The following is a 12,687-nucleotide window of genomic DNA, read 5'->3' on the forward strand; positions in this document are numbered from 1 at the left end:
CTTTGGAGGTCGGCCATGCAAAAGAAAAAGTTAGTCCTGATCGGAAACGGAATGGCGGGTGTGCGCGCAATTGAAGAGATTTTAAAGCTTGCCCCGGAGGCCTTCGACATCACCATCTTTGGCAGTGAACCGCATCCGAACTATAACCGCATTCTTTTATCCAAGGTATTGCAAGGAGATACCTCCATAGATGATATTACGATCCACGACTGGAACTGGTATAAAGAGAATCATATTCGACTGTTTGCGGGCGAAACCGTTGTCCGGATTGATCCGGAGCAACAGGTCGTGATGACCGACCGGAACCGACGGGTGGAATATGATGCGTGCATCATCGCCACCGGCTCCTTGCCGTTTATGCTGCCCCTGCCGGGTGCCGACAAGGAAGGGGTCACGGCATTCCGCAATATTCAAGATTGTCAGCGGATCATCGAAACATCGAAAAACTATAAAAAAGCGGTTGTCATTGGCGGCGGATTGTTGGGGCTGGAAGCTGCCAGAGGGTTACTCAACCTCGGCATGCAAGTGGACGTGGTCCATCTCTTTCCCTATTTAATGGAAAGGCAGCTGGACCCGACGGCGGGAAAGCTGCTGCAAAGAGAGCTTGAGAAGCAAGGGATGAACTTTCTCCTCAAAAAGCAGACGGAAGCGATTATCGGCCGAAAGAGAGTCAAGGGCTTGCGATTTAAGGACGGATCAAAAACAGAAGCCGATTTGGTGGTCATGGCTGTCGGCATCCGCCCGAATGTGGCTTTGGCGAAAGAGAGCGGAATCGAAGTCAACCGCGGAATTGTTGTCAATGATTATATGCAGACGAATATCCCCAATATTTACGCGGTGGGAGAATGCGCGGAGCATCGGGGAACCGTCTATGGACTGGTTGCCCCCCTGTATGAACAGGCGAAAGAATTGGCCAAAAAGATCTGCGGAATCGACAGTAACGGTTATCAAGGTTCGATCCTTTACTCGCAATTGAAAGTGTCTGGTGTGGATGTGTTCTCTGCAGGTGAATTTATGGAAGATGAGCACACCCGGGCGATTTCGTTTTATGACGAAATCAACGGTGTTTACAAAAAAGTGTTGATCCGGAACAACAAGATGGTAGGAGCCATCTTGTTTGGCGATGTGAGCGAGAGTGCCAAATGGCTCCACATGATTTCACAGCAGGCAGATGTATCCGAGGTGGTTAAACTTTCTCTCTTTCCATCCTCCCCCGAAGACAGCGGATCATCGATGGTTGCCAAGATGCCCGACCATGAAGTGGTTTGCAGATGCAACCGTGTCACCAAGGGAGCCATCATGAAGGCGATTTGCAACGAAGGATTATCCACCGTGGAAGAAGTGAAACAGTGTACCAAAGCCTCCGGATCTTGCGGAGGGTGTAAACCACTGGTCGCTTCGATCCTGGAATATACCCTCCATGAAGCACCGGACACCCTTCCAGCTGCAAAAGAACCCATCTGCGACTGTACCACATGGAGTCACGATGAAGTCATTCAAGCGATCAAAGAAAAGCAGTGGACCCATCGCGAGGAAGCCATGAAAGCGCTGGGCTGGATCAGAGAAGAAGGTTGCTCCGTCTGTCGGCCTGCACTCGATTATTATATAAGAACGATTCATCCGGAGAAGCCGGAGACGGCAGAAGAATTCCCCCCTCACCATCAACAAGGGTGCGGTTCGCCTTTTTGCGGTTCCAATGTAAAAGGAAATCAGTTACTCAGTGTCTTGGAAACGAAATTTGCCCGCCTTCCAACCCCGCATCGAGTGAAAATCGGTGTTTCCCCCTGTCAGTGCAACGCTGCCGAAGCAATGATCAAAGATTTTGGAGTCGTCGGTGCGCCGGGTGGATGGGAACTGTATGTCGGAGGCCGGGGGGATACGCAAGTCCGGGCTGGTCAGTTATTGTGCACGGTTGATACCGAAGCGGAAGTTCTTGAAATGGCGGGAGCTTTTTTGCAGTATTATCGTGAAACGGCCCATTTCCTGGAGCGGACGTCGAAATGGATCGAGCGGCTCGGTGTGGAACAGGTGCGAGAAGTATTATTTGATCCCGAAGCCCGCACTGAATTGCTGGAGCGATTAGAGGTCGCACGGTCGATGAGCAGCCGGGAGACGGGACGAGAGGCCCGGGAACAAGCGGATCAAAGGACCGATTCTCAGCCGGCCCGGAATGTGATGAGTATTTCAAAGTAGAAAGAAGGTGAACCGATGGTCACTTCTAAGCATACCCTGTCTGAAGCTCCGCACACCAAACCGGTGCAGGCCTTTGAAACCCAGTGTCCCTTTTGCAGTGTCCAATGCAAGATGGAATTGATTGAGCAAGAGGCGATGGGACGTAAAACCCATCTGGTCAATCCAATCGAGAATCCCGCCTCGGAGGGGAGATTGTGTGTCAAAGGCATGAATGCCCATCAACATGCTCTTCACCGGGACCGGCTCCTCTATCCGATGGTGAAAGTGAATGGGAAATTTGAGCGGATTTCCTGGGAGAAAGCATTGGATCTGATCAAAGAAAAGTTTACGCAAATCCAGCAGGAAGACGGTCTGGATGCGCTGGGGGTCTACGGCGGAGGATCTTTAACCAATGAAGAGGCCTATTTGTTGGGAAAGTTTGCCCGCGTTGCCTTAAAAACCAGGCATATTGATTACAATGGCCGGTTCTGCATGTCGGCAGCCGCTTCGGCCGCCAACAAGGCATTTGGGGTGGACCGGGGACTGACCAACCAGCTCTCGGAAATCCCGTTTACAGAGTGCATCATTTTGGCCGGGACAAATGTAGCCGAGTGCCAGCCGACCCTCTTGCCCTATTTCACCCGGGCGAAAGAAAACGGAGCCTATGTGATTGCGATTGATCCACGGGAAACGGCGACAACGCAACTGGCTGATTTGCATTTGAAGATCAAACCGGGAATGGATGCAGCATTAGTGAACGGGCTGTTAAAAGTGATTTTGGAAGAAGGATACGTCGATCAAACGTTTGTGGAAGAGCGGACGAAAGGATTTAAAGAGCTGGAAGAACACCTTTCCTCTGTGGATCTTGATCATATTGCCGACATCACAGGGATCTCTGTGCAACACATTCGCGAGGCGGCCACCCGGTTTGGCCGGGCAAAAACAGGAATGGTCTTTACGGCCAGAGGGGTGGAACAACAGACGCATGGATATATGGGAGTGCGAAACTTTATCAACCTGTTGCTGGTCACCGGCAAAATGGGAAAAGCCGGCTGTGGATATGGTGCCATCACCGGCCAGGGAAACGGGCAAGGAGGAAGAGAACACGGCCAGAAAGCAGACCAGCTCCCGGGATACCGTTCCATCGAAAATCCCGAACATCGCTCCTACATTGCCAGGGTGTGGGGAATCGACGAACAGGATCTGCCCGGACAAGGGGTTTCCGCCTATGAAATGATGGTAAAGATCCATCGCCGGGAGATTACCGGGTTATTGGTGATGGGTTCCAATCCGCTCGTTTCCAATCCGAACGCCAACTTGATCGAAGAAGGTTTGAAGAAACTCAAATTTCTTGTTGTCATCGATCTGTTTGTTTCGGAAACAGCCAGATTGGCCGACCTGATTTTACCCACATCTTCTTATCTGGAAGATGAAGGGACCATGACCAACCTGGAAGGAAGAGTTACCCTGAGGCCGGCGAGCCGCCCCTGTCCGGGCGAAGTGAAACATGACTGGCAAATTCTGTGCGAGATCGCCCGGGTGCTGGGAAAAGGGAAATTCTTTTCATTCGGGTCTGCTGAAGAGATTTTTGATGAACTTCGCCTGGCCAGCCGCGGGGGAGTCGCTGACTATTATGGAATCACGTATGAACGCCTGAAGCGCGAAGGAGGGGTGTATTGGCCCTGCCCTTCACCCGATCATCCGGGACAGGCCCGCTTATTTGAACATTCGTTTGCCCACCCGGACGGGAAAGCGGAAATCATGCCCGTGAACAATCATTTTCCAAATGAACAAGTAAATGATGACTTTCCCCTTTATCTGACCACCGGCCGTGTGATGACGCACTACCTCACAGGAGTGCAAACCAGAAGAAGCCATTCCCTCGCCGCGCGCAATTTTGAATCATTCGCGGAAATCCATCCGAAAACCGCCAAAAAGTACGGGATTGAAGATCAGACGCTCATCCGGTTGGAGTCGCGCAGGGGAAGCATCATCGTGCGAAGCAAAATCACCAGTGAGATTCGGGAAGATACGGTGTTTGTCCCGATGCATTGGGCGGATTTGCAGAATGTCAATCTAATCACTCTGGATGCACTTGATCCTATATGCAAAATGCCGGGATTTAAAGTATGCGCGGTCAAAATAAGCCCGCTTGTGATTTAACGATAAGGACGATGGAATCACAGGATCACGGATCATGATCATTCCAGTTCAGATAAGGAGGGGAGCATATGGGGAAGCGGACACTTGAAGGAAAGAAAATCGCGCTGGCAGGATCGCGCAGAGTGGAAGAGATGAGTAAACTGGTTGAATCGTTTGGAGGCATTCCTCTCCCCCGTCCTGTTCAGGGAACCGTCCTGCCGGAAGAAGGAGAGAACCTGGAAAGGAGGCTGATCGAGTGGGTTCGCGGGGACATGGACTGGTTTATCTTCACAACCGGCATCGGCATTCAAACCCTATTAAATACTGCTCAGCGGATGGGAATCGAGCAGGAGTTGGTGGAAAGGCTGAAGCAAGCCAAACTCGCCGGCCGGGGTTATAAAGTTGCCGGAGAGTTGAAAAAGTTAGGGCTCCAATGCGTGGTTCATGATGATGACGGGACAACAAAAGGGCTTGTTCGTGCGCTTTCCCCATATGAGTTCGAAGGATGTTCCGTGGCATTGCAACTGCCCGGAGAGCCTGTTCCCAATGTGGTTCAACTCCTCGGGCAAAAAGGGGCCCGCGTTCATGAGATTCTCCCCTACCGCCATGAGCCAAATGGCACCGACCTGTTGGATCAACTCGTCAATGAAATATTAAATGGAGAGGTGGATGCGGTCGCTTTTACCAGCGGCTCACAGGTTCGTTTTGTTTTTTCCTATGCCAGGAAGAGAGGATTGCACATCCCTTTGGTTGAATCATTCTCGAGCCGAACCGCAGCGGTCGCCGTGGGAAAATATACGGCCGGATGTCTGCGGGAAGAAGGTGTCGGCCGGGTCATCGTACCGAAGGTAGAGCGAATGGGCAGTATGATTGTCGCGCTTTCCAGATATTATGAATCGATCGAAAAGGGGACAGTTCCCAAAACGGCACTAGGAACGAATCTGATGATCCATTCTGCAAATGACCTGTGACCGGATGTGCAATCGCTGAGAAAGATATGCCCTCCCAGGAGCTCTCCCATCGCGAGGTTGCTAACCGCCGACCCCGGTTAAACCCTATGCCCGCCATTGGTGCCGGGCTTTTTCTGTGCCCGGATTCATGTTAGGACTGGCCTGCTGAAACGGTACCCCTATGGAGCGGAAGTGAGCTTCAACAATAAAAAAAGGATGATTTTACCTTCACAGCTCCTACGGTTACTTGTTTGCTGTGATTGAGAAAGAGGCTATTCAGAAGTGATGGCAAGGTGATATTTTAGATATTAAGGGTAATATACCGAATCATGCGAATAGTCATCAAAAATTTCGATTGATTTGACAAGGGGGATTTGCAATGACACAAGAGTCTTTATATTTAATGAAGATCAAAAATGAGCTATCCGTAGGGGGCAAAAACGGGATCGCGTTCCTATTGTCTGCTTCAATCATCTGGACAATCATTACAGGGATATTTCTACTGCCAATTGAAATCTTTCAGAAGAATATTTTCATGCTATTTTCAACAGGTCTTTTGTTCCCTTTATCCGTTGCTACTTGGATGCGAAATGCGGATCAAAGAGAAACGAGTCAGGTGATCCATCTGGGACACCTGACTCGTATCGGTTGGCTACTTTATATTGGTTGAATGCTTTTTGCTCAGGGTTAATAAGGAGGAACGAATACTTTTTGAGTAGTTCTCGTTTTATTACCGGCTAAGTCAGTCGCTGTATAGGTGATGATATATACACGACCTCTCCCTTTCCATGATTCCGCACGTAAATAAAAAGTGGTGTCAGCTGTGTTCAATTGAGCGCCTTGAATATCGTTCGCTTGGTCAAGAGGATCTGAACTAGTATCTGGTTGATTGCTAATGATGGAAGTTAATGCCCAGGAAACAGAACCTGAAGTAGCATCACTGACACTTACTTGTGCCCGTATCGGAAAAAGCCTGTGATTTGCAGGTCGCAGAATGGTTCTATTTAATTGGACATTTAACACAGGTGCCGTTTTATCGATTTTCACTTGAATCGACTTGGTTTGTTCGATGTTACCAGCTTGATCTGTGCTTCGATATTCAACCGTGTTGGTTCCTTCATTGGATAAAACGAATGGTTCTGAATAGCTGGTCCAAGCTCCCCCATTGATCCGGTATTCTGTCTTGGAAACTCCAGATTCGTTATCAGTGGCAGAGAGGGAAATGGATACATTGGATTTATACCAACCATTACTATTTGGCAAGGAAGGAGTGAGCGAGTGGGTAGTCACAGGCCCTTCATTGTCGGAAGCGAGAGCATACATGTAAATATCGGCGTTTCCATTTCGATTATCCTGCCAAACGATTTTATCTCCATAGATCGCTGGATTTGATTGACTGCTTGAGTTTGAAGTGATTTGCGTTTCTGTAGCTGTACTCAGGTTGTACATATAAATATCTGCATTTCCATTTCGGTGATCCCGCCATACGATCTTATCTCCATTGATTTCAGGATCCCACTGTTCACTTGAGTTTGAAGTGATTTGAGTGGTTGAACCTGTACTCAGGCTATACATGTAAATATCCAGATTTCCAGTCCGATTATCTTTCCAAACGATTTTATCTGCGTAGATCCTGGGATGCACCCGAGTACTGTGCAGATCGCTGATTAGGGTTTTTGTACCCATACTCACGTCATACAGATAAATACCGGCATAATCTTCCCAAACAATTTTATCTTCATAGATTGCAGGATCAGATTGAAGATAAGAGTCTGAAGTGATTTGGGTTTGTTTACCCGTACTCAGATCATACAGATAGATATCATTATTATATTCCCATACGATACGATCTCCATAGATCTTAGGATTTGACGTGGTACCCAAGTATGTGGTGATTAGGGTTTCTTGACCTGTACTCAGATCATACATGTAAAGCTCCGCATGCTTGTTTCGGAAATCTCTCCATACGATTTTATCTCCATAGATTGCAGGATTCCACTCATTATTTGGGCTTGAAGTGATTTGGGTTTCTTTACCTGTACTCAGATCATACATGTAAATATCCCAGTTCCCGTTTCGATAATCCTGCCAAACGATTTTATCCTGATAGATCGCAGGGTTACTTTGAGCGCTGGTGTTTGTAGTGACAGCCATTTCATGAGCAAATGTTTTGGGTACATTCACGATCAAAGAGACGGGTAAACCTAACAAAATTACTAAGAGGGTTATTAACACCCTTCGCCCATGTTTAGATTGTGTTCGTTGTTTAATCAGATTCACCATTCAGATATCCCCTCTTGAAGTAATAAGTGTTGGCTTTTAGACCTGCACCTATTCATTCGTATGTTAAACGTGTTTTCTGTACAAAAAAAGTGGATGATATTCTTTGATTTATGTTGATACCTTGTGAATAATTAGCATTTTTAATGGATTTAACCAATTTTTATAGAAAAAAGCGTAAGTATACTGCTTATCATTAAAAGGAGGTGTTTATTGTGAAAAATTTAATGGTCGTTGTTTCGTCTCTAACTCTTGCTTTTTTATGCTTTGGATCTGCACTACGTGGGGTCTAGGACACTTTCTACGCCAGAACAGCATCCTATTAAAAAGAAGACTTTTAAGTCCTGACTTTTAAGTCCTTTTTTCGTTTGACTTTAGAAGCAACCACGACTCTGGCTTCAAACATGGACCAGAATCACTTTAGTCGAATATGAATTAGAAAATTGGCTTCAAATAGCCATATCCACTTTTCTCAACGCAAAAAACCCCTGGATTCCCAAGGGTTTTGTCTGGTGCTGGAGACAGGACTCGAACCTGCGACCCCTTCATTACGAGTGAAGTGCTCTACCAACTGAGCTACACCAGCATGTACATTTAGGTTTTTGGTGGAGGCGAGCGGAGTCGAACCGCTGTCCGAAGACATCGCCACGCCAGCTTCTCCGAGCGCAGTCACTGTATTCAGATCTCGCCTTTGAAACTGCCCAGTGACAGGCGATTTCGCAGGCCAGCCACACGAAGTTTCGCTTCCCAGAGGGTGGCGCCCTAGGTCGCTAGCCTACTAAATGATGAGACCCGACAGCTCCACATAGGCGATGGAGAAGCGGATCCTGGCTGGTTAATTAAGCAGCCAGAGCGTAGTTTTCTTGTTTGCCAGTTACATTTGGCATCTGCGTGTTTAACGAGAGACGCAGCCCCTCGGCTCGCTACTGACGCTCGAACTATCCCCGTCGAATCCCAAGAACGCCCCCGAGATTCCGAACGAGAAATACGAGCAAATTGCCGATTACAGGATTAGATTATAACATCTGTACTACAAAAATGCAATACTTTTTATCTAAAATTATGTTCCTTGATCTTGCGGCGGATTTCGCGCTCGGCATCCCGTTTGGCCGCGACGGCGCGTTTATCGTAAAGCTTCTTCCCTTTGGCGAGGCCGAGCTGGATTTTGGCGAAGCCGTTTCGGAGATGGACGTCGAGCGGAACTAGGGTATAACCTTTCACTTTGGTCAGCCCCAGGAGTTTGTCGATCTCTTTTTTGTGCATCATCAGCTTCCGGGTGCGGGTGGGATCCACGTTAAAACGGTTTCCCTGTTCAAACGGGCTGATGTGCATGCCGAAAATAAACAGCTCGCCTTTATCAATGCGGGCATAGCTGTCCTTCAGGTTCACCCTTCCCTGGCGGATCGACTTGATCTCCGTTCCGGTGAGAACGATGCCGGCTTCATATTGCTCTTCAATATGGTAGTCATGAAAAGCTTTTTTGTTTCTGGCTATGACTTTGGTACCTTTGCTGCCCATCGTTTTCACCTCACCCCCGCAAAATGCTGCAAAGTAAATTATATTACAGATAAACATGGGTAGTCAATTTAAATTCTATTAAACACAGACGGGACCCATGTGAGCGATCACGGGAGGGGAATGGACTGGTGACTAGGGACTGGTTTTGCGCAGATCTTTTTGACACCGAACCGGGGAGCGGGCTGTTGAAATGGCATGTCAACAGCCCGCCCTTTTTTATTTTTTCTTACCCTTGTTATTTCGGTATGCCTTCTTCTTTTTCTTCTTGCCTGTGGTGCCGTTCGCTTTTCTGTTTTCCGGAGCTGCTTTGGCTTTTTTGCTCTTTTTCGCCTTGTTTTTCCCTTTTGGCATCGGTTCAAATTCTTCGTCCGTCAAATGCTCCAGGAGTTCGAAATCGATTTTCCGCTCTTCGAGATTGACACCGCTGACACGGATGCGCACCCGGTCCCCGATGCGGAAGATGCGGCCGGTCCGTTCGCCGATCAGGCAGTAGGCCCGGTCATCATAATTGTAATAGTCATCCGTCAGGTAACTGAGATGGATCAGCCCCTCAATGGTGTTGGGCAATTCCACAAAAATGCCAAACGAAGTGACACTGCTGATGATTCCTTCGAACTCTTCCCCCACTTTGTCCATCATGAACTCGGCCTGTTTCAGGGCCTGGGTCTCCCGCTCGGCATCGACGGCGATGCGTTCGCGAATGGAAGATTGTTGTGCCGCATCGGGCAGGAAAGCGTTGAGCTGGTCGATTCGTTCCACAGTCAGGCTGCCTTGGGTGAGCACTTCCCGAATGATGCGGTGAATCAGCAGGTCCGGGTACCGGCGGATCGGCGAGGTGAAGTGCGAGTAAAATTCAGCCGCCAGGCCGAAGTGGCCGATGCACTCCGCGGCGTATTTCGCTTGTTTCATCGAACGCAGCATCACGGTGCTGATCACATGCTCCTCCGGCTTTCCGCTCACTTTTTCAAGCAGCGTTTGCAGGGCCCGCGGCTTGACTTTATCCGGCTTTCCTTTGACCGAGTATCCGAAGGTGGAGACGAACTCATAAAAGGCCTGCAATTTTTCTGCATCCGGATTTTCGTGGATCCGGTAGACAAACGGAACTTCCAGGCGATAAAAATGTTCCGCCACGGTCTCATTGGCCGCCAGCATAAACTCTTCGATCAACTGTTCGGCAATGGTGCGCGGACGTTTCACAATATCGACCGGTTTGCCTTGCTCATCGACGATCACTTTGGCTTCCGGAAAATTAAAGTCAATTGCCCCCCGTTTTAAGCGTCTTTTCCTGAGCACCATGGCCAGATCGGCCATCAGGCGAAAATCTTCGACCAGCGGCTCGTATCTTTGGATCAGCTCCGGATCTTCATCCACTACGATTTTTTTCACATTCGTATAAGTCATCCGTTCATTGGTGCGAATCACGCTGGGGTAAATGTCGTAATCGACAATTTGCCCGTCGGGATCGATTTCCATGTCGCAGGTCATGGTAAGACGGTCCACCTTGGGATTTAAACTGCAAATTCCGTTGGACAGCCGCTTCGGAAGCATGGGGATCACCCGGTCGACCAGATAGACACTGCATCCGCGTTCATACGCTTCGCGGTCCAAAGCGGTCCCTTCTTTTACATAATAACTGACATCGGCGATATGAACACCCAGTCGGATATTGCCGTTTGGAAGCCGCTCCACGGAAACCGCGTCATCCAGATCCTTGGCATCTTCCCCGTCGATGGTGACCATTTTCCGCCCGCGCAGATCGCGCCGCCCCTGGATCTCTTCTTCGCTGATCTCTTCGGGGATCGCCTCTGCTTCTTTGATCACTTCCTCGGGGAATACTTCGGGCAAGCCGTGTTTGCGGATAATAGCTAGAATATCGATGCCCGGATCATCTTTATGCCCGAGGATTTCGACAATCTCCCCTTCCGCGCTGTGGCGTCCGGTGACCTGGTGCAACTTGACCACCACTTTTTGCCCGTCACGCGCATTCATCTGCAACTCAGGCGCGATAAAGACATCGGTGGTGATTCGTTTATCATCGGGAATCACAAAGCCAAAGTGGGTAGATAAACGGGTGAACGTGCCGACGATCTTTTCGCGTCCCCGCTTCAAAATGCGCACGACCTCTCCTTCCGGACGACGGTCGCCTTTTTTCCCCTTGTGGATGCGGGCGAGAACCAAATCGCCGTCCATCGCGCCGTTCATGTCATTTAAATGAATGTAAACATCCGGTATATTGGGCGTATCCGGAATGACGAAGCCGAACCCTTTGGAACTCCCCTGTAATGTTCCGCGAACCAGGTTAAAACGCTCCGGAACCCCGTACCGCTTGGCCCGGGTCTGAACGATCTTTCCGTCCGCTTCCAGCTCATCCAATAGTTGAATGAATGGTTCGCGCTCTTCTTCATCCACTTCAAACGCTTCAATCAGTTCCTCCAACGTGAGCGGTTTATAAGCCTTTTCCAGCATAAACCGCCGAATCTCTTGTTCTATCGGCATGTATGGTCCGCTGCTGTCACCGTCAGGCTTGCCAGCAGCAGCTTGTCACCTCTCTTTGCTGGGTTTCCATCAAAAACGATCGCATCGCTTGTACAAGCGATTACTTGTGGGAAACTTTTTGAATAAACGCTTCCACTTCATGAAACAACTTTTTCCGTTCCTTATCCAGGGTGATGATATGGGAAGAGTTTTCGTACCAGGATAAATACTTTTCTTCCGAAGAGATGTTTTTATAGATATAGTCGGCACTTTCCGGCAAGACGGTTTCATCTTTGCATGCCTGGATGATCAATGTGGGTGCTTGAACCCGGGGGATGAATTTCCGGACATGTCGAATCAGCCGGTTCAGGCTTCCCACACATTTGAGCGGGGTCCGATCGTAAGGAACGAGATGCTGCTCAATTTCCGGCGGCTTTTGTGATCTGCGGACTTTGTACGGCATAAAAAACCGGACCAAGTCAACGATCATCGCCCGCCGGTCGCGGATCCACACGGGAGAGCACATCGAAATGACCCCGTCCACCGGTTGTTGGGCCGCCAGATAGAGAGAAAGAGAACCTCCCATGGAGAGGCCGGCGACAAAGATTTTGTCCAGCTCTTCTTTCTTTAACCGTTCATAGGCGTCAAGCACGCTTTGCCACCAGTCTTGCCAGTCTGTCTTCAGCATATCTTCCGGGCTGGTTCCGTGTCCTGCCAGCAGGGGGGCATACACCGTATATCCTCTTTCTACAAAGTATTGCCCCATCGGACGCAGTTCAGAAGGGGTTCCGGTAAATCCGTGTATGAGTAGAATACCCGTCTTTCCGCCTGAATAATAAAAAGGGTCCGGAGACCGTTTGACAATGTTCATGGAGATCTCACCTTAGACGATTGATACATATAGGTTGGACAAAAAAATTGCAAATATTTCACACCTACTCTAACATAGCACACAATAAACAAAACTTGAACAATAAGAAGAGAGTCCGTCAAAAAGAGGGAGTGGATCCGCAGCGATGATCATCGCATCCGCCATGCTCGGGTCGTGTGAAATCAGTCTTGCAGCGCTGTGACGGAAGCTTCATGATGGTGGCAAAGCTTCCATCACCAGGCCGGCGGCGTATGAACATAGTTTTATATAATACCCGGA

The 12,687-nt window shown here is 49.0% G+C and carries 8 protein-coding genes, 1 tRNA gene and 1 other RNA gene; 4 read left to right on the forward strand and 6 right to left on the reverse strand.

What is annotated here, in order from left to right:
- Positions 1-15: 15 nt before the first annotated feature.
- From nirB to BMW55_RS16805, 4 genes are all read left to right on the forward strand, one after another.
- A complete protein-coding gene (nirB, locus tag BMW55_RS16790) occupies positions 16-2,193 on the forward strand; it encodes a nitrite reductase large subunit NirB (RefSeq protein WP_089972323.1) in 2,178 nt (725 codons plus the stop codon).
- Between the two features lie 15 nt (positions 2,194-2,208).
- Positions 2,209-4,335, forward strand: a complete 2,127-nt coding sequence (gene nasC / locus BMW55_RS16795) for an assimilatory nitrate reductase catalytic subunit NasC (protein WP_089972326.1) — start codon at positions 2,209-2,211, stop codon at positions 4,333-4,335.
- Positions 4,336-4,403: 68 nt separating this feature from the next.
- Positions 4,404-5,285 carry a uroporphyrinogen-III synthase gene (locus tag BMW55_RS16800; RefSeq protein ID WP_089972328.1) on the forward strand — a complete coding sequence of 294 codons (882 nt, stop codon included), beginning with the start codon at positions 4,404-4,406 and terminating at the stop codon, positions 5,283-5,285.
- 358 nt (positions 5,286-5,643) lie between these two features.
- Complete coding sequence (locus BMW55_RS16805; RefSeq protein ID WP_089972331.1) at positions 5,644-5,934, forward strand: DUF7010 family protein; 291 nt, start codon at positions 5,644-5,646, stop codon at positions 5,932-5,934.
- A gap of 17 nt (positions 5,935-5,951) precedes the next feature.
- Here BMW55_RS16805 and BMW55_RS16810 read toward each other — a convergent pair whose 3' ends face one another.
- The 6 genes from BMW55_RS16810 to BMW55_RS16835 form a co-directional block, all read right to left on the reverse strand.
- The gene (locus BMW55_RS16810) at positions 5,952-7,547 is read right to left on the reverse strand and encodes a TolB family protein (protein WP_089972334.1); all 1,596 of its coding nucleotides are present in this window, start codon (positions 7,545-7,547) and stop codon (positions 5,952-5,954) included.
- A gap of 507 nt (positions 7,548-8,054) precedes the next feature.
- Positions 8,055-8,130 (reverse strand) — tRNA-Thr (locus BMW55_RS16815).
- A 17-nt stretch (positions 8,131-8,147) separates the two neighbouring features.
- Positions 8,148-8,512, reverse strand: a transfer-messenger RNA (tmRNA) gene (ssrA, locus tag BMW55_RS16820).
- A gap of 82 nt (positions 8,513-8,594) precedes the next feature.
- Entirely contained in the window at positions 8,595-9,062 is a 468-nt protein-coding gene (gene smpB / locus BMW55_RS16825) for an SsrA-binding protein SmpB (protein WP_089972338.1), read from the reverse strand.
- A 216-nt stretch (positions 9,063-9,278) separates the two neighbouring features.
- A complete protein-coding gene (gene rnr, locus BMW55_RS16830; RefSeq protein WP_089972343.1) occupies positions 9,279-11,558 on the reverse strand; it encodes a ribonuclease R in 2,280 nt (759 codons plus the stop codon).
- Between the two features lie 100 nt (positions 11,559-11,658).
- Positions 11,659-12,408 (reverse strand): alpha/beta hydrolase, encoded by a 750-nt coding sequence (locus tag BMW55_RS16835; protein ID WP_089972347.1) that lies wholly within the window; start codon positions 12,406-12,408, stop codon positions 11,659-11,661.
- Between the last annotated feature and the right edge of the window lie 279 nt (positions 12,409-12,687).

It is taken from the genome of Lihuaxuella thermophila (assembly GCF_900110165.1).
GTDB lineage: Bacteria > Bacillota > Bacilli > Thermoactinomycetales > Thermoactinomycetaceae > Lihuaxuella > Lihuaxuella thermophila.

What these genes read in the sequence shown, in the direction of transcription:
- rnr (WP_089972343.1), bottom strand. Translation starts at nt 11,558, where the DNA reads ATGCCGATAGAACAAGAGATTCGGCGGTTTATGCTGGAAAAGGCTTAT.
- BMW55_RS16805 (WP_089972331.1), top strand. Translation starts at nt 5,644, where the DNA reads ATGACACAAGAGTCTTTATATTTAATGAAGATCAAAAATGAGCTATCC.
- smpB (WP_089972338.1), bottom strand. Translation starts at nt 9,062, where the DNA reads ATGGGCAGCAAAGGTACCAAAGTCATAGCCAGAAACAAAAAAGCTTTT.
- nasC (WP_089972326.1), top strand. Translation starts at nt 2,209, where the DNA reads ATGGTCACTTCTAAGCATACCCTGTCTGAAGCTCCGCACACCAAACCG.
- BMW55_RS16800 (WP_089972328.1), top strand. Translation starts at nt 4,404, where the DNA reads ATGGGGAAGCGGACACTTGAAGGAAAGAAAATCGCGCTGGCAGGATCG.
- BMW55_RS16835 (WP_089972347.1), bottom strand. Translation starts at nt 12,408, where the DNA reads ATGAACATTGTCAAACGGTCTCCGGACCCTTTTTATTATTCAGGCGGA.
- BMW55_RS16810 (WP_089972334.1), bottom strand. Translation starts at nt 7,547, where the DNA reads ATGGTGAATCTGATTAAACAACGAACACAATCTAAACATGGGCGAAGG.
- nirB (WP_089972323.1), top strand. Translation starts at nt 16, where the DNA reads ATGCAAAAGAAAAAGTTAGTCCTGATCGGAAACGGAATGGCGGGTGTG.